This is a genomic window from Candidatus Methylospira mobilis (assembly GCF_009498235.1).
Classification (GTDB): domain Bacteria; phylum Pseudomonadota; class Gammaproteobacteria; order Methylococcales; family Methylococcaceae; genus Methylospira; species Methylospira mobilis.
The window spans coordinates 4,194,750-4,213,240 of sequence record NZ_CP044205.1 but is presented as its reverse complement, the minus strand read 5'-3'; the positions used below and the strand labels follow the sequence as shown (position 1 = coordinate 4,213,240).

Here is an 18,491-nt window from a genome sequence, read left to right as displayed (position 1 = left end):
CCAATGCAAGCTGGAACCGGTGCTCCTGATATGGCGCTGCCATGGTATGGCGAAGAGTCTCCGCAGGTCTCTATAATCGTATTGAACTTCAATAAGGCGCACTTGACGATAGCCTGCCTGAAAAGCATTTGGGCGTTTACGCAGGGTTATCGATATGAAATTATCGTTGTCGATAATGGGAGCCAGCTTGAAGACTTTAAGGCTCTTTCCGCATTTACCGGTCGCTATAAACTAGTGCGCCTGGGCTTGAATCGATTCTTTGGCGAGGGAAACAACATAGGCGCTGAAACGGCCGCGGGTGAGTTCGTTCTTTTTATGAACAACGATGTGATTGTTACGCCGAACTGGTTGCAGCCGCTAATGGATGCATTTAACGACCATGCCGATTGTGGTGTTGCAGGCCCTAAATTCGTTTATCCCGACAATCGGCTCCAAGAATGCGGCGCCATGCTGGACGATGAGGGCGGTGCTCTTCAAATAGGCCAATTTCAGGATTCGGATTCTCCCCGTTTCAATGTTGGTCGCGAGGTCGACTATGTTTCGGCCGCCGCAGCGCTGATGCGTAAAACAACCTTCGAAGATGCTCTCGGCTTCGATCTTCTTTACGAGCCGGCTTACTATGAGGATGCCGATTTATGCCTCAAGGTCAACCGGCTAGGTTTTAAGACCTACTTCGTTCCTGAGTCCTGTGTCATTCACTACGCCAATGCAACGACGTCGGATCCGACGCATGGTTTGCAACTCAATAATATCCTGGCGATTAATCGAGATAAATTCGTTGGTCGATGGAGCGGTTATCTTAAGACAAGACGGCATGACGGCGGAACGACCCTGCCCATTATGCCGCCGGTTATCGAAGGATCCGAGCGTGATGGGCGGCCAACAGCTGCGGTTTTTACGCCTTTCAGCATTGCCCTTGAAGAAGACGAACGGTTTTTGCTGGCGACAGCCGAATTATTGATACTGAAGGGCTACCAAGTCTGTTTGGTCTTGCCGGAAAAGTATTCTTATTTGCGCATCACCAAAATCGCCGCGATACTGGGGCTGTCTCTGCAGGGATTGAGTATCGCTACTGTCCAGGAGTTCGAAGCGCAGCCATCCGTTGACGTATTCGTGGCGATGGGCAATGAGATAACGCCGTCCATCAAGGCAATGGGGCGGGAAAGTTTTTATTATTGCCGGTTTCCCTTTCTCTGTGCGCCGGATGAAAATGATCTGCGGCTGGAATGGATGTCGAAATACCAAGCTATTATAGTGGGTTCTGATTTTATCAGGGAGGTGGTGGAAAAACGATGTTCGGAATACAGTTTGCCGAATAGGGCAGTCCATGTCATAAACCCGCCGGCGCAGATGTACCCATTCGGCATGGGGGAGTCTCGAAGCCGAAGCATTGTTTCTGTGGGGCGTTTTTATTCCGGGGAGCGCTGCGAGCAGCAGAATAGACTGATTAAAGCATTTCGCCGGCTTTACGAGTCAGACGCTCAGGCGGAGTTGCATCTGCTCTGCTCTGTAGGGCCGAAGCCTCAGCATCGGGAGTTCTTAGTCGAATGTCGGCGTTTGGCGGAAGATTTGCCCGTTTATTTTCATATCGATGCAACGCATGATCTATTGGAGCAAGTTTACAAAACCGCATCCGTTTACTGGCATGGAGCAGGATTTGGTGTAGATGCAGCCGCTCAGCCGGAACAGTGCGAATATTTTGGCGTCAGCGTGGTCGACGCCATGTCAGCAGGGTTAATACCGTTGGTGGCGGGCAACGGAGGTCCCGCGCATATCGTCCGGCACGGTTGGAGCGGCTTCTGCTATGAGTCGGAGGCAGGATTGGTTGATCTGACTCGTAAGATATTCGATTATCTCGGGTTGATGGATGAAATGAGGAAAAATGCGCATATCCGTGCATTGGATTTTTCCAGGGAAGCCTTTGTCGTCCGCTGGCAAACGTTACTGAGTTGATCGACCCGATTTTAGCGTTGATTTTGCCGAAGTTTCATCCGGGGAGAAGTAAATCGTAACTGAATCAAGGAACATGGCAACGCAGTATCATAATCAATCACGCTTAGGGGCTGTAATGTTTCCCGTCCGCCATTCATGATAGAATCAACATGACAATTTGTTGGTGCGGAAGCTCGGACCTTATTCCTTTTGGGTCGGGCTATGGCGAATGCCGGGTTTGCGGTACCTTGATTTCTCTCCAAAAACTTTCGTCCGATCACGCGCTGGTGCGTGATGACGAGACCGATTTTTATGGGAAAAAATACTGGCTGCAGCACCAGTGCAATGATCTTGAATTGCCGGATATTTATGAACGCTCCCGCAATGATATCAGCGAGCGCTGCATACATTGGCTCAATACACTGTTCAAATATCGCTTGTTTCCGGCAAAAGTACTGGAGTTGGGCTGTTCGCATGGCGGATTCACCGCTTTGTTGAACAAATCCGGATACGATGCGATTGGGGTCGAAATGAGTCCCTGGGTTGTTGATTACGCCCAAAAAACTTTTGGGATACCGGTTTTCGTCGGACCCATAGAGAATCTCGATATTTCGCGCGGCAGCCTTGACGTCATTGTGTTGATGGATGTACTGGAGCATCTGTCCGACCCGGCAGCAACGATGGCTCATTGTCTGCATCTGCTGAAAGCGGACGGTCTATTGCTTATTCAGACGCCGCAGTTCAGGACGAATATGCAGTATGACGATCTCGTCGAAAACGGAAGTCCGTTTTTGAGTCAGTTGATGATGGACGAGCACCTTTATTTGTTCAGTAAACCGTCCATTACGGAGTTCTTCCACCGGCTCGGCGCGGATTATATAGCGTTTGAGTCGGCAATGTTTGCTCAGTACGATATGTTTTTCGTGGTAAGCAGGATACCTGTTCAAGGGAATACGCCCGAGCAGATTGATTCGGCGCTGTTGGGTAAGCCCGATGGACGGCACATTCAGGCATTGCTCGATCTGCGCGCACGCGAATTGGAAAGCGAACGAAAGCTGTTCGAGTCCGAAGCTGACCGGATGGCGCGGGCCCTGCAAGTGAAAGCGCTTACGTCGATGTTGCAAGATGTGGAGCTTGATCGCGCCGCGCGGGGTGAGCAGATCGAAACCCTAACGTCGATGCTGAAACGTGCTGAGCTGGATCGAGCTGCACGAGGAGAGCAAATCGAAACGCTCACGTCGATGCTGAGGAAGATTGAAGCTGAACGCGTAGCGCGCGGCGAGCAGATCGAATCGCTCGTTGCCGGGTTGCGCGCTTTGTTCGCGCGCCCGATTTTTAGGCGGTTGGCCGGATTAGCCGGCTGGTCGGAAGTCAATAAATTAGCAGAATGGGTTGTAACTCCCGATGAATAAACGGCTGAATACCATCGCGGTGGATTTAACCCCCGTTCTTCCCGGCGGGGAAAATGGAGGGGCCAAGATTTTTGTTTTGGAATTGCTGCGTCATCTGGCGGAAATGGCACCGCAAACCCGGTTTATATTGCTTACGCAAGCGGCAGCGCACGAAGAGCTGGAAATTTTGGATCGGTCCAACGTACGGCGCTTGATGGTTGTGGGGCCCGCAGCAGAACCCGTGGCTCCCAACCAGCTCGGTAAACGTTTCAAGTCGTTCGCACGCAGGCTTCTGTCCATTTTTCCAGGTAGAGTGCGCCGGGTGGTTAACCGTCTACGCTACAAATTGAGTACGATTCCGTCTCCTGCCGGTTTCAATTCAATGTTGCGTGAAATGAACGTTGATCTGCTCTTTTGTCCCTTTACCGCTCCTACCTATTTCGAGCCGGGGATACCGGTGGTCAGCACGATTTATGATCTCCAGTACAAAACCTATCCCGACTTTTTTGCCGAAGCCGATGTCGCCCAGCGCGACCGTACTTTTAACGATGCCTGTCGTCGAGCGACGGTACTGGTTGCGATATCGGATTATGCCAGGGAATCCGCCCTGAAACACGGCAACCTGGATCCATCCCGCATCTCCACCGTTTATCTGCGCATGGGGCAGCGTATTGCGCAGCAAGGCGGAGATGACGGCGACATACTGTCACGCCATGCCCTTGGCGCAAAGAAATATCTGTTATACCCTGCCAACTTCTGGAAGCATAAAAATCACGAAATGCTCATCACTGCTTTCGGCATGGCATGCGCTCAAGGTTTGGCGGCGGATATCAAGCTGGTGTGCACCGGTGCGCCGGGAGAGCGGCAGGAATGGTTGAAACGATCGGTGCGCGCGATGCATTTACATGATCGCGTCATCTTTCCAGGGTATCTACCGAATGCGGAGCTGGGCGCCCTGATAAGCTCGTGCCTGGGCGTTGTATTCCCTTCTCTTTACGAAGGATTCGGTTTGCCGGTCATAGAGGCCATGGCCGCAGGCGTTCCGGTGGCGTGCAGTAATACGACTTCTCTTCCGGAGGTCGCATCCGAAGCAGCTATACTCTTTAACCCGCGCATTCCGGATGAAATTGCGCAGGCCATGGTTACTCTGGCGGAAAATGAAGTGCTGCGTGAGCGATTGGTCCGGGCTGGATTGCAACGCGCGGCAGAATTTGCAGACTCCGCGCTCATGACCAGGCAATACTGGGAATGCTTCCAGTTCGCGTTAACCAATGCAAAACACGGTAATCAGTTGATTGGCGTTTATGAAGACGGCTGGTGTTCACCCGCCCTGAATATACAGATAGCCGCCGCAGCTGGTGCGAGAACACTCGAGATTGAATTCCTGGCCCCCAAATGGTTGCCTGAGACGCGTCTTACCGTTCAGGGTTATCGGAATGATACACCGCTAGGCAGTCCGCTCATAATCGCTCGCGGAGCAGGCGCACAATTATCGTTGCCCGTAGAATCCGGCGGAGGGTGGTATAAGGTTACGATTTCTCCGCCATATATTCCTTCCTACGAGGCGCATGGAGATGATCAACGCGTGCTATCGTGCATAATGCAACGCTGTGGTATTGCGCTTGCCGACGGAGAAAGAACGGTGTTGTTTTCCGGGAAAACCGACGTATGAAGTTCAGCATTGTTACTCCTTCCTATAATCAAGGGCAATTCATCGACCGCACGATACAAAGCGTGCTTGCTCAGAAAGACACTGAAATTGAATACGTGGTTTTCGACGGCGCCAGTACGGATAACACGGTAGATATACTGCAAGGATACGGCTCTTCGCTCCGGTGGGTGTCGAAGAAAGACAACGGGCAAACGGATGCAGTGAATCAAGGTATTCAGGCTACCGACGGCGAAATAATCGGCTGGCTTAACTCCGACGATATTTACTATCCGGGCGCAGTCGCCCGCGTGGCGGCCTACTTTGCGGAGCACCCCGAGATCGATGTGGTTTACGGCCGAGCGGACCATATCGATCTTGATGATAAGGCTTTCGAAAGCTATCCGACAGAGCCCTGGGATTTCGAACGGCTGCAGTCTACCTGCTTCATTTGCCAGCCGGCGCTGTTCTTCCGGCGGCGCGTGGTCGATCAGCATGGCCCGCTTGATGAAACCTTGAATTACTGCATGGACTACGAATATTGGCTGCGGCTGGGAAAGGCCGGGGTACGCTTTGGCTATCTCGAAGAGAAGCTTGCCGGGTCAAGACTCTATGCGGACAACAAAACCCTGGGAGCTCGCGTCAAGGTGCATAGCGAAATCAACGATATGTTCAAAAAACTTTTCGGCAAGGTGCCGGACCGCTGGCTGTTCAATTATGCGCATGCGGTAGTGGATGATTATGCGCCAAGGAAATATTTAATATCCAGAACCGTTTGTCTCAGCGCGCGCAGCGTAGGCGCCGCACTACGCTGGAATCACGCGCTTTCTCCCGGGATGCTGGGTCAAATTAGAAAATGGCTGCATGCATGACGCATTTTATGACGTGCGTAGTACTTTTTTTCATGCTTATCAGCTTTGCCACGCTTAGCGGGCTTGGTTTGCTGCATTTGTGTGGAACAAGGCAATTGCGGCAGCGTCTCCTCCTTGCACCCTCTACTGCGCTCGCTATATCCGGAATTATTGTGGCGTTATATGTGCAGCATGGAACTCCTCTCGACAAAGGCGCTACTTCCACATTGTGGTTGTTGTGGTTGGTGACCGCCGTATATGGGGCGATGCATGTCCGCTCAGCTTTTATCGACTACGGACGGGGCGATATCCTGCTGACTGCCATAGCGGCGACAGCATGGGTGTCGGCCGGATACTTTTGGTACGGGTTTTCTGATTATCTGGGCAGTTCGGCGCTGGACGGGTGGTCGTACGCGAGCTTTGGCGAATATCTGCGCCATTACCCGAGAGGAAGCGAGGGAGGCCTGGCTCCATTGTATCAGTACGCCTCGCATTTATCCGGTACCCGCTATGTCGCGAGCGCTATGCTGGGGGTACTGATTCCACCGTGGTCAGTCGGCGTCGATACCCAAATGACGGTAGGAGCGCTGCTGGTAATTTCAATTTTCAGTTTTGCGTTAGCTCTTGCTTATGCGGCGCATACCGCCAATCAGCGCGACCTGAATGTCCCTGTTGCGCTTGCTGTGTTACTGGGGGTGACGGGAGGCTGGTTACCGCATGCGCTGCATGCCAATAATTACGATAATCTGCTTGCGTTGCCGCTGGCTCCCGCGCTTTTTGCGCTGGGTTCCGACCGAAATTTCCATGGGACAGGAAAAGTGGTGCTGCCGGCGATATTGGTTGCGGCAAGCATTTATATTTATCCTGAACTATCCCCGCTCATCGTTATGGCTTACATTGCTGGGGCTATGGACGATTTTGTGGGACAAACAGCAACCAATAAGCGCGCCCGGTTTTATACACACGCAAAGATAGCTTTACTCGCATTGCTGATAGTGAGTCCCTATCTCAAGGATGTGGTGCGCTATTTCGGGCAACAGTTGTCCGATGCCGGACAGATAACAGGCCGCCCGGGCGAAGGGATGATGCCAGGTCTGGTGAATTACACGCGTATCTGGGGTGCGATGTGGGGATTAGGCGACAATGGCTTTAAAATTGGCGTTGGTATCCTGTTGCTGCCTATCACCTTCACCGGTGTGTATGGAGCAGCTATAAAAAAAAATTACTCCATAATCACTTATTTGCTGGTCATTGGCGCCCTGTTCACGGTGATGATTGTATCGAAACATTATGATTACGGCGCCTACAAGATACTTTTGCTTGGCTGGTGGGCTATAGCGATAGTTTTGTCCGCGGGCGCAAAAAATATTTGGGACTATGTTTCCGGCTTCGATACCATCAAACTTTCTGTTTGCAGGGTCATAGTCGCCGCATTACTTGTCACGGCAATCGGAATATGGTTGAAACAGCAGTTCATGTGGACTAGGGAATACAAATATAAGACGGCAATAGAAACGCGCGAAGCCAGGAATTCAATTTTAAAAAACCAGTGCGCGGTACAGGTTTCCGTATTTGACGTAACGCTTAATGCCTGGCTGGTTTATCAATTGCGTGACGTCAAGGCTATATATACCGAGTTTCACGGCTATATGGATCAGCCGCATGTCCGGGCATTAATGGCTCGAAGTAATACTCCTGCCGGAGGGGAAATCCAATGTTTGCTGACGGACGCAGAAAGGTTTACTCAGGGTGAAGAAGTATGGCGAGGCGATTCATTAAAATTGATAAGAGGAGCAATTGAGCAACAACCGCCTGGTATTGAAATCAATGCCCCCAATGGCCGGGAGAAAAACGGAGGATTGCCGTTTTTCTGGCTTGATCGCAAACCGGTAACGGTCGTGCTGACAACGTCTCTAACTGAAACGGCGCATATTGAGTTTGAGGGAGTCGCCGGACCCAGCGTGGGCGGTCAGGTAAAAAATTATCCACAGATAATCGTCGAAAGTACCGAGGGTAGACTGCTCACATTTGATGCATCTCCATCTGCAAGAATGTATACGGTCGATGTGCGTCTGTCGCCAGGAAAAACCACGCTTAAATTCCGGTTGGAGTATGCGGGCGATGTTGTAACGAATGAGAACGGGGACCCCAGAACCCTTCTTGCCGGAATTAAAATACATATGGTTAAATAGCAATCAATGATAGAAGTATTGCAAACGGTAACCGTACTCACTATCGCGGTAACGAGCGTATTCATTATCGGGATTTGCGTTGCGATTCCGTTTGCCGGTTATCTCAAAATTAACCACACTTCAGAACAGCTTTGGGCATGCGCTCCTTTGGCTGGGGCCGGCGCAATTATCCTTGTTTGTCAGAATTTACTCTATCTCGACGTTCGTATTCAATATGCGGCCATTTTGATTTGGGTCTGCGTCGTGCTGGTCGCTGTGGTTTCCATAGGGAAAAACGGATACTCCCTTGCGAATGCCGAAGTCCCCTGGAAACTGATACTTACAGGGATGGGGGTTTATGCGGTTCATGGGTCCGGGCTGCTTGTATCCGGAGTAAGCAATTATTATGGTTATGGCTGGGTTGACATGTACAACTATGTTTCCCAAGCGCAGTTTTTTTTGGATTATCCTTATAGTTCCACGATTGATATACAGGAACATCTCCGTACGGCGCAATATTTCAAGCATGATCGTATAGGACAGACGGTTCTTCATGCGTTTATAACCGCAACAGCAGGTGCGGATGCGCAACAGACATTCGGCGCTACGATACTGTTGGGTCCGATGCTGGTTTTCTACTCGGTTTTTTTATTGTCCGCCGGTTGGGGAATCGAGCGCCGTTTTGCTTATCCTGCGGCGGTCATTGCCTCTGTTTTTCCGGCGATAGCCAGCGTACATCTCGAATGTTTTTTTTCGCAGATGATATCGATGCCGTATCTTTTTCTTTGGCCGTTGGCAATTTCGTACATGCTGACAAGGCGAAAGCTGCATGCGAGTGTGCTGGCGGGATTGCTTTTTACCGTCACGGCAGCAATTTATACCGAACTCATTACAGCCTTAGTGATGATAACCGGCATCGTATCATTTGCGACATATTGTTTTCAGGAAGGAAATGGCCCAACCTTGAAACTGAAAGCCCTTAAGCAAAATTATTTCAGCCGTAACCCGTTGTTCTTGATATTATCACTTTTATGCATGTTTGCTGTCGGTGTCTGCGCTAATATTGGCTATATTAAAGGCGCAATATTTGTTATGAAACGAGCAACGGCGAGTGATTCCAGCGCCTTGGGTATTATTTATCCATGGGCGTTCAGTCTGGAAGGTCTGGCCCGTCTCTGGATAGGTCACCAACGTCCATTGTATTCGGCTCTATTAAAATATATTGCTGCGGGTGCTTCGGTTCTTGTTATCTTGGCGGCTCTATTTTTCCTCCTGTCGCGATGTCGTAAAACGATGACCACGGGTAAGCTGTTCACTGTATTGATCATGTGCATGCCCTTGGCTCCTCTATTTCTGGAGCTGCTGGGAAAGCTGACTATTGAAAAAAACTATCACTACCCGTTTTTTAAACTCTTGTTAACCATATGGCCTTTGATCATCTTTTTTTCGGTCTGTGGAATAGCTGAGTGGCTGTCTATCCGTCGGAATGGGAAGGCCTTTATCTATTTTCAAATCGCTTTTGTCTGTATGAGTCTTGGTATTACCAATAGAATAGCTTACGCCTCGATAAAGCCGGAAACCGTAAGGAGCAGCGCGAGAGGCGGCGCTTATCTGCTTAACGATGACAATTTTATAAAAATGCGAGCGGCATTGTCTCAGTTGAAGGAAAAGCGGATCTATATTTGGTGGTATGATAATGAGATGTATGCTGGAAGTTGGCGTGGAAAGTGGCTTGCCTATTATGCGAGAAAAAATATAGTTTGGTCCATGAACCCAAGCTCGGAGTCCGGAGCCGGAAATGCCGGGATGGGATCCCTTGGAGATACGAAAATAAAATGGCCTGTAATTGGGATATCGTGGAAAAATGTGTCCGCCGTGGGCATCAAGGAAAAGCTGGGTTCATTCCTGTCCGGCACCGATACCTTCTGGCTTTATTCCTTGAGTAATGAAGCTGACATCCGTCGACTTGATCTGGCATCAAGAACAATAGCCAGTCGATCAATGGTACTTCGGGTCGATAAAAATACGGATGCACAAACATGGTATCCGATATGGATTTCAGGCGCTCCTGGAAATGCAAGTCTGGTCACTGTAAAATTCGATAAATCGGTTGTGCGTTTTCGTTACGATAAATGGGGAGTACCCGCCGTTATAATGACGCCAGGGGCTGCTTGTTCGGGTAATAAACTTGAAGTGTCCGTGAGCGTACGTATCGGGTCTACATGGAAAATGGCAATCACATGTAATGACGCACTTGTTGAGGCTGAAACGGTTTTAAATGACATTCGAATGGACGATCCATTGGGCGTAAACAGTATTACTGATACATTGGAAGGTAAGTATCCGTTGGCGACACGCTTTCCTGGAGAATTAACAGAAGTCCCGTCATCAGATCGCGACTAAAAAAGGCAATGCTAAAAACGGGGCGAAAAACAAATCAAATGACGCAGGAACTGCGGTCGCAGAGTCGATATTAAATGCTTCTTGGTTGTTTTAGTATGCCAAATGCTTCGCTTCATTATATATGGATTGGCTGTGTTTGGTTGTCTGATATTACTGGGTATGATCATATCAATGTTGCTGGTTGCGTAATGTAGCTGCCAAAAGAAAATGGAGGTTCTAATGGAATTGATATCGATAGTGAACGCGGCTTATCGGCTCTTTATGCCGGTGATGGCTGCGGGGAAGGGCCGATAATGCAAGAAATTGCTCTTGATATTGTTCCGGTAACAAATGTCTTTTCTTAAGAAGTGCAGTTGAAGCAAGCTGCCATATTGCTGAGTTACCCTTGGCATACCCCAGCTTCCAGAGTTCCCCTGGGGTAGTTGAGTCTTAATGGTTGAGCCAATGCTTAATGGCATGACTGATGTAGTTATAAAAGATTTGAATATTCCCGTCATCTCGTGCTATAAGCTTCCGCGAGCGGGTGTGCTGTTAACCCAGGAAGCTTTATTGCGTTAATTTTCAATCTATGGTTGAATCAACAAATTTGTAGGTGAGTTTGTGCCTGATATTTCTATAGTTGTCCCGGTCTACAAAGAAGAGGCCAATATACGCCCGTTTCTGGCAAGAGTGGAAGCCGTCTTTGGACGGATGGGTAAAAGTTACGAGGTTATTTTTGCTCTTGATCCTTCTCCTGACCGGACGGAGGAAATTATTCTCGAAGAGATAAACCGCAATCCCAATGTAAAACTGATGGTATTTTCGAGACGTTTCGGCCAGCCGGCGGCAACCATGGCCGGTATTCTCGGTTGTTCCGGCGACACCTGTGTAGTGATTGATGTTGATCTTCAGGATCAGCCGGAGCTGATCGAACAGATGTATGCCAAGCTAGGGGAAGGCTATGAGGTAGTCTACGCCAAACGCCGTTCGCGTAAAGGCGAAACATTAATTAAGCGGATAATCGCGCATGCAGGTTATTCGCTGATTAACAAGTTCAGCGATGTTCAGATTCCGCGCAATACGGGCGATTTTCGTATTATGACGCGCAGGGTTATCGAAGAGTTGCGCCAGTTGAATGAAACGCATGGATTTCTGCGCGGTCTCGTTGCCTATGTGGGTTTCAAGCAAGCCTTTATTGAATATGATCGCGACGAACGTTATGCCGGCAAGGGCAACTATAATCGTCTGACCGGTTCGCTCAAGATAGGGTTGAATGGGCTGATCAGCTTTAGTTCGCAGCCATTATTTATAATGTCGATTGGCGGTTTCATTCTGGCAGGCCTGAGTTTCCTGCTGGGTGCATGGTATGTAATTCAAAAGCTGATCGGATTCGAATTAACTCCCGGACTACCCACTACGGTATTGGTGGTAAGTTTCTTTGCCGGCGTGCAGTTGCTGGGGCTTGGGCTGATAGGCGAGTACGTCGGTCGGATTTACGATGAAGTAAAACGGCGGCCCATGTATATAATTGATAAAAAAACCAACTTTGATTGATTATGAGCTTTTTGCGCTTCCTTTTGGTAGGAGGTATTTCGGCACTTGTTCAATTCGTAGTGCTGGCGCTATTTTTACAGTCGCTGGGTTTCGAGTACCGGTTTTCAACTGCCGTTGCTTATATCGCTTCCGTGATGTTCCACTTTCTGGCGAATCGATATTTTACATTTCAATTGCGAGGCGTTCCTCGATTCGATGAGGTACGACGCTATATGACCATCGTAGCTGTTAATTTTATAGTGACAATGGTGGTGACAGCGTCAACGGTAGAGTATCTTGACTTTACACCTTATATGGAAGTTATCAGCGCCAAAGGCAGAACGTTCGAGCTGCAGTCCTACACTGAGGCGCTTTTCCCGGAACTTGATGTTTCCTATTTTACGACCTTTATAAGAGAATTATTTTCCAGAATTGAGGGTGTTAATGTCGCTCCTTACGTGGGAACTTTTTTTTCCATCGTTGCTACGATCGGCATAGCCTTTGTTTCCGGAAAATTCTGGATTTTTAAGCAACGAGGACTGCTATGACTCATTTTATAGTTACGGGATGCGCCGGTTTTATCGGTAGCAATCTGGTAGATCGCCTGTTGGCCGACGGTCATCAGGTAACAGGCGTCGATAATTTCTCCACCGGTCAGCGCCGATTTCTTGATGGCGCGGTGTCCCATGCCGGTTTTCGGCTGCAGGAAATAGACCTGCTGGATTTCGACAAATTGAAATCCGCTTTTGCCGGCGGGGAAAAGGTTATTCATTTGGCCGCAAATGCCGATGTTCGCTTTGGCACAGATCATCCGCGCAAGGATCTGGAGCAAAACACAATTGCTACTTACAATGTGCTGGAAGCCATGCGCGCCAACGACATCAAGAAAATAGCGTTTTCTTCAACCGGCTCAGTTTATGGCGAAGCTACCGTCATACCTACGCCGGAAGACGGACCGTTTCCCGTGCAGACCTCGCTGTATGGAGCTTCCAAAGCGGCAGGAGAAGGGCTGATTGCCGCTTACTGCGAAGGATTTGGTTTCCAGTCGTGGATCTTCCGCTTCGTCTCCATCCTAGGAGAACGTTATACGCACGGGCATGTATTCGACTTCTACCAGAAATTAAAGGCCGATCCGTCGCGTCTGCCCGTACTGGGCAACGGAAAACAGCGTAAATCCTACCTTTACGTCCAGGACTGCATAGACGCAATCCTGCTGGCTATGGATAAGGCAACGGATAAAGTCAATATTTTTAATCTGGGTGTCGATGGGTATTGCGAGGTAAACGATTCTATCGGCTGGATTTGCGATAAAATGGGAGTAAAGCCTCAGTTGGATTATTCCGGCGGAGACCGTGGCTGGATAGGCGATAATCCTTTCATTTTTCTGGAGACGAAAAGAATTCAGTCGCTGGGCTGGAAGCCGAAGTTCGGTATTCGAGATGGCGTGATAAAAACCGTTGAGTATTTGCAAGCCAATGAGTGGGTATTCGGAGCGCGTTAATGAATATTAAGTTTGCTCTAATAACCGGCGCATCCCGGGGTTTGGGCGAGTTTTTGGCCCGCCGGTTCTGGGAGGCGGGTTTCAGTCTTTATCTTGCAGCGCGTAGCAAATCGGATTTGGAAAACCTTGCAAAATCACTTCCTGAGCGGAGTGGGCAACAGGTTCTACTTATGATCTGTGATCTGGCCGATCCGTCATCGGTAGATGAGTTAATAACCCGAGTCAACAGCTTTTCTTCTCCACTGAGTGTCTTGGTCAATAATGCCGCCCTTCAAGGGCCGATCGGTCCGCTATGGGAAAACGACTTTTCTTCATGGGTGCGGACGATGCAAGTAGACTTGCTTGCGCCTGTTGCCTTGTGCAAGGCGTTCGTACCCGTACTGCATGAAAACGGCGGCGGCTCCATCATTAATCTGTCAGGGGGAGGCGCCACCGGTCCTCGAGCAAACTTTACCGCCTATGCTACGGCTAAAGCAGGCTTGGTTCGCTTCAGCGAAACGCTGGCGGAAGAAAGCCGTAGTCTGGATGTTCGTGTTAACTGCATTGCGCCCGGCGCCATGCAGACCGCCATGCTTGGCGAAGTTCTGGAAAAAGGCGTTGAAGCAGCGGGTGAGCGTGAATTTGCTATTGCCGGCAAGGTGTTTGCGGAGGGCGGGGCATCCATGGACAGGGTGGCCGATCTGGCGTTGTTTCTTGCGTCGGATGTCAGTCGGGGTATCAGCGGTAAACTGATCAGCGCCGTATGGGACGACTGGCAGCATTGGCCTGAGCATCTGGATGAACTGTCTGCAAGCGACGCTTATACATTGCGCCGGATTGCCGGACGGGACCGTGGATTTACCTGGGGGGATAAGTGAGTAACGTGGATAAACCGTTTGGAGTGGGTATTGTAGGGTGCGGCTTGATCGGACAAAAACGAGCCAAAGCCCTTGGTAACGGCGGACGATTGGTTGCGTGCGCTGATATAGACGTCAAGCGAGCCGAAAACCTGGCAAAAGGAACGGAAGCCAGGGTCTTTAGCGATTGGCGCACGCTGATTGCGTTGCCGGAAGTGGATATCGTGATGATTGCCACACTGCATGATTCGCTCGCTTCTATTACGCTGGCAGCTATAGAGGCCGGAAAGCATGTCCTTGTCGAAAAGCCGGCGGCGCGATCGCCGACAGAACTGGAGCCGGTGATTGCAGCGGCTGAAGAGCATGATATCAAAGTGCATGTGGGTTTTAATCACCGCTATCATAGAGCCCTGCGCAAGGCTAAAGAGATCGTCGATTCCGGTGAACTGGGCGATCTGATGTTCATCCGGGCGCGCTACGGACACGGAGCCAGAATCGGTTACGACAAGGAGTGGCGTGCGGATCCGGCACTTTCCGGTGGCGGCGAATTGATCGATCAGGGACCTCATTTGATCGATCTTTCGCGCTGGTTCCTTGGCGATTTCAGTGAAGTACAAGGTTTCGCCCATACCTATTACTGGGATATGCCGGTCGATGACAATGGATTCATGATACTCAAGACGCCCAGGCAGCAGGTTGCTTTCTTGCACGCATCATGTACCGAATGGAAAAACCTGTTTTCGATGGAAATATACGGACGGAACGGCAAGCTTGATTTAGCCGGTCTGGGCGGCAGCTACGGTGTGGAGCGCCTGACTTATTACAAAATGCTGCCGGAAATGGGGCCGCCGGAAACAAGCTCGTGGGAATATCCGATGGGAGACGACTCCTGGACAGTAGAGATAGCCGAGTTTTATCAGGATATTCGTCTGGACCGCAATCCGGCAGCCGGGCTGCGCGACGCGTATGAAGCATTGACAGTGGTCCAGGCAGTTTACAAGGAGTCGGGTTATGATCATAGCGCGTAGTCCGTTACGCATCACTCTTGGCGGGGGCGGCACCGACCTGCCTTCTTATTATCGCGATCATGAAGGGTTCCTGGTTTCCGCCGCGATAGACAAATATGTCTATGTCAATGTAATGAGGCCGTTCACGGAAGGCGTTTATCTGAAGTATTCGCAGCTCGAGCACGTCGAGCAAATAAGCGACGTGAAACACCCCATCATTCGTGAAGCCCTGCATATGCTGGGTTTTAAAACGCCGCAAGTGGAAATAACCACTCTGGCGGATATACCCGCGGGTACCGGCCTGGGGTCTTCGGGGAGTTTTACCACCGCGCTGCTGAAGGCGTTATACACTCACCGCAAGCGCCACCTGCATCAGGAAGAGCTGGCGGAACTGGCATGCCATATTGAAATAGACCGACTTGGCGAACCGATCGGCAAACAGGATCAGTATATCGCCGCAGTGGGTGGTGTTACCTGTTTTACCTTTCATAAAGACGACAAAGTGACTGCCGTACCCTTGGGGATAAACATGGACACCATGTTTGATCTCGAGGACAACCTGTTGTTGTTTTTCACCGGTTTTTCACGTAGCGCCAGCGGAATATTGAAAGATCAGCAGGTGCGCTCTCAAAAGAACGATAGCGATATGCTAAACAATCTGCATTATGTAAAAGATCTGGGATATCGCAGCAAGGAAGCCTTGGAGTCCGGGAATACCGGGCTGTTCGGCGAGCTGATGCACGAGCATTGGGAGCATAAGAAACGCCGGTCGGGTGGGATGAGCAATCCCAAAATTGACGATTGGTATGATTTGGGTATGAAAAACGGCGCCGTAGGCGGTAAACTAGTCGGAGCGGGCGGTGGCGGATTCCTGATGTTCCTGGCGCACGACCGGAATAAATTGCGCCACGCCATGGCGGGGGCGGGATTGGAGGAGGTGCGTTTTCGCTTCGATTTCGAGGGCGCCAAAGTAGTGATGTCATCCTGATGCTGCCGGTAGCCATCCTTGCCGGCGGACTGGCGACCCGCTTGCGCCCGATTACCGAAACAATTCCCAAAGCCTTGGTGGATGTGGCGGGAGAGCCGTTTATCATCAGGCAGTTGCGTTATCTTCGCGCCCAGGGACTGCAGCGTATTGTATTGTGCATAGGCTACCTGGGCGAAATGATACAGGCGATCGTCGGGGACGGCTCTAAATTCGGCCTGGACATTACTTACTCACCGGACGGACCTGTCCTGCTCGGAACCGGAGGCGCGCTGAAGCAGGCCCTGCCTTTACTTGGCGAGCGTTTTTTTGTGTTGTACGGCGATTCGTTTCTGCCGGTAGCGTTTGCTCCCATTGAGCAAGCGTTTTTCGCAAGCAACAAAACCGCATTGATGACGGTGCTTGAAAATGGAGATCGCTGGGATAAAAGCAACGTTCTGTACCGCGAAGGCGAGCTGGTGGAATACAATAAGCACGCTCCGAAACCGGACATGGCTTACATCGATTATGGCTTGGGGGTGCTTGCCGGTAAGGTGCTGGACAGCTACCCCGACGGGCAGGCGTTCGATCTGGCTGAGGTCTACCACGCGCTTTCGCTTGATGGACAGCTTGCCGGTTACGAGGTACATGAGCGTTTTTACGAAATAGGCTCGCATAACGGCCTGAAAGAAACAGAAACCTATTTTTTAGAGAAGGGTGAAGCATGAGCTACGCACAGCAGCATTTGAACGAGGCCGTTGAGATTATTCAAAAAATCGACGCAGACGCTATTGAAAAAGTGGCCGATCTGCTGGCCGTGGTTAAAATCGATGGCGGGCGGATTTTCTTTCTGGGCGTTGGCGGCAGTGCCGGCAATTGTTCCCATGCGGTGAATGACTTTCGCAAGATAGTCGGGATCGAATCCTATGCGCCGACTGATAACGTATCGGAGCTGACGGCGCGGACCAATGATGAGGGCTGGGCCACGATTTTTGTCGAATGGCTGAAAATAAGCAAGCTGACGGCGAAAGACGCGCTGTTTATACTTTCCGTGGGCGGCGGGAATCTGGAAAAAAATATCAGCCCGAATCTGGTGGAGGCGCTGAAATACGCCAAATCCGTGGGCGCCAAAGTAACGGGCGTAGTGGGCCGCGACGGAGGATACACCGGGCAGGTGGCCGATGCTTGCGTCATCGTGCCGACGGTGAATATCGATAACATCACGCCGCACTCGGAAGCGTTTCAGGCGGTGGTATGGCATCTGCTTGTTTCGCATCCCAAACTCAAGGCGAACCAGACGAAATGGGAATCGGCTGTCAAGTAATACAGCGCGGCTGTTGCAAAAAGCATCTTTTACGAATATGGCTACGATGAGGAACAGCCCGAAGATGCCGATTTCCGTTCGAGGTCATTAGGCGCGATTGCACAAATCATTTGTCGTATTCCCGGAGAAATGTAGTGAAAAAAATTGAAGAACTGAGTGTGAAGATTTTCGCCGATGGTGCTGACGAGGCGGGCATGCTTGAGATGTACGCCAAGTCTTACATCAAGGGATTGACAACCAATCCGACGCTGATGAAAAAGGCCGGCATCACCGATTATCGGGCTTTCTGCAAATCGATACTTGGCTCTATAAAAGATAAGCCGCTGTCTTTTGAGGTTTTTTCTGACGACTTCTCTGAAATGGAGCGTCAGGCAATGGAAATTGCAGGCTGGGGCGATAATGTTTACGTCAAGATACCGGTGACCAATACCTGCCGGGAAACCAGTTATGCGCTCGTGAAAAAACTGGCCGCGAAAAAAATCAAATTAAATGTAACCGCACTGATGACGCTGTCTCAGGTGCGCGATGTGGTTGCTGCGCTGGATCCGGAAGTCCCCAGTTACGTATCGGTATTCGCCGGACGTATCGCCGACACCGGGCGCGACCCGGTGCCTTTAATGGCGGCTGCGGTGGAGTTGCTGAAGATAAATCCGCTAGCGGAACTGATATGGGCCAGTCCGCGCGAGTTGCTGAACATTTTTCAGGCGGATCAGGTTGGCTGTCAGGTGATCACCGTAACAAACGATATTCTTAAAAAATTGTCTTTGGTCGGCTATGACCTGGATGAGTTCTCGCTCGATACGGTCAAAATGTTTTACCGCGATGCGGTAGACGCGGAATTTAAACTCTAAGTGCCGCACTTCTTCGGAAAACATTAATATAGCTCGTCCGTAAAAACGTAGTTAATATCCGGCAGGAGGCTGAATGCGCAGACTGCGGAATAAGGCTGCT

Annotated in this window: 15 protein-coding genes; all 15 read left to right on the top strand. The window is 50.4% G+C overall.

All coding sequences use genetic code 11. The annotated features are described in order from the left end of the window. Window positions 1–3: 3 nt before the first annotated feature. The 15 genes from F6R98_RS19240 to F6R98_RS19170 all read left to right on the top strand — a co-directional run bounded on the left by F6R98_RS19240 (window position 4) and on the right by F6R98_RS19170 (window position 18,391). Entirely contained in the window at window positions 4–1,953 is a 1,950-nt protein-coding gene (locus F6R98_RS19240; protein ID WP_153250449.1) for a glycosyltransferase, read from the top strand. Window positions 1,954–2,180: 227 nt separating this feature from the next. Beyond that, window positions 2,181–3,344 carry a class I SAM-dependent methyltransferase gene (locus F6R98_RS19235; protein WP_228124970.1) on the top strand — a complete coding sequence of 388 codons (1,164 nt, stop codon included), beginning with the start codon at window positions 2,181–2,183 and terminating at the stop codon, window positions 3,342–3,344. Then, window positions 3,337–4,995, top strand: coding sequence for a glycosyltransferase family 4 protein (locus F6R98_RS19230; RefSeq protein ID WP_153250447.1), 1,659 nt, complete (start codon window positions 3,337–3,339; stop codon window positions 4,993–4,995). The genes F6R98_RS19235 and F6R98_RS19230 overlap by 8 nt, the downstream gene beginning before the upstream one ends. Beyond that, a complete protein-coding gene (locus F6R98_RS19225; protein ID WP_153250446.1) occupies window positions 4,992–5,843 on the top strand; it encodes a glycosyltransferase family 2 protein in 852 nt (283 codons plus the stop codon). The genes F6R98_RS19230 and F6R98_RS19225 overlap by 4 nt, the downstream gene beginning before the upstream one ends. A 152-nt stretch (window positions 5,844–5,995) precedes the next feature. Beyond that, entirely contained in the window at window positions 5,996–8,014 is a 2,019-nt protein-coding gene (locus F6R98_RS19220) for a hypothetical protein (protein WP_153250445.1), read from the top strand. A gap of 6 nt (window positions 8,015–8,020) precedes the next feature. Next, window positions 8,021–10,396, top strand: a complete 2,376-nt coding sequence (locus F6R98_RS19215) for a hypothetical protein (RefSeq protein ID WP_153250444.1) — start codon at window positions 8,021–8,023, stop codon at window positions 10,394–10,396. A gap of 600 nt (window positions 10,397–10,996) precedes the next feature. After that, the gene (locus tag F6R98_RS19210) at window positions 10,997–11,929 is read left to right on the top strand and encodes a glycosyltransferase family 2 protein (protein WP_228124969.1); all 933 of its coding nucleotides are present in this window, start codon (window positions 10,997–10,999) and stop codon (window positions 11,927–11,929) included. 2 nt (window positions 11,930–11,931) lie between these two features. Then, complete coding sequence (locus F6R98_RS19205; RefSeq protein WP_153250442.1) at window positions 11,932–12,456, top strand: GtrA family protein; 525 nt, start codon at window positions 11,932–11,934, stop codon at window positions 12,454–12,456. Continuing rightward, window positions 12,453–13,409 (top strand): NAD-dependent epimerase/dehydratase family protein, encoded by a 957-nt coding sequence (locus F6R98_RS19200; RefSeq protein WP_153250441.1) that lies wholly within the window; start codon window positions 12,453–12,455, stop codon window positions 13,407–13,409. Before F6R98_RS19205 ends, F6R98_RS19200 begins: the two co-directional genes overlap by 4 nt. Further along, window positions 13,409–14,266 carry an SDR family NAD(P)-dependent oxidoreductase gene (locus tag F6R98_RS19195; protein WP_153250440.1) on the top strand — a complete coding sequence of 286 codons (858 nt, stop codon included), beginning with the start codon at window positions 13,409–13,411 and terminating at the stop codon, window positions 14,264–14,266. Before F6R98_RS19200 ends, F6R98_RS19195 begins: the two co-directional genes overlap by 1 nt. Window positions 14,267–14,271: 5 nt before the next feature. Then, window positions 14,272–15,273, top strand: a complete 1,002-nt coding sequence (locus tag F6R98_RS19190) for a Gfo/Idh/MocA family protein (protein WP_153251154.1) — start codon at window positions 14,272–14,274, stop codon at window positions 15,271–15,273. Further along, complete coding sequence (locus F6R98_RS19185) at window positions 15,257–16,240, top strand: GHMP family kinase ATP-binding protein (protein WP_153250439.1); 984 nt, start codon at window positions 15,257–15,259, stop codon at window positions 16,238–16,240. The genes F6R98_RS19190 and F6R98_RS19185 overlap by 17 nt, the downstream gene beginning before the upstream one ends. Then, on the top strand, window positions 16,240–16,944 hold the full coding sequence (locus tag F6R98_RS19180) for a nucleotidyltransferase family protein (protein ID WP_153250438.1): 705 nt from the start codon (window positions 16,240–16,242) through the stop codon (window positions 16,942–16,944). Before F6R98_RS19185 ends, F6R98_RS19180 begins: the two co-directional genes overlap by 1 nt. After that, the gene (locus tag F6R98_RS19175) at window positions 16,941–17,540 is read left to right on the top strand and encodes an SIS domain-containing protein (RefSeq protein ID WP_153250437.1); all 600 of its coding nucleotides are present in this window, start codon (window positions 16,941–16,943) and stop codon (window positions 17,538–17,540) included. Before F6R98_RS19180 ends, F6R98_RS19175 begins: the two co-directional genes overlap by 4 nt. Window positions 17,541–17,674: 134 nt before the next feature. Next, the gene (locus F6R98_RS19170) at window positions 17,675–18,391 is read left to right on the top strand and encodes a transaldolase (protein ID WP_153250436.1); all 717 of its coding nucleotides are present in this window, start codon (window positions 17,675–17,677) and stop codon (window positions 18,389–18,391) included. The last annotated feature ends 100 nt before the right edge of the window (window positions 18,392–18,491 follow it).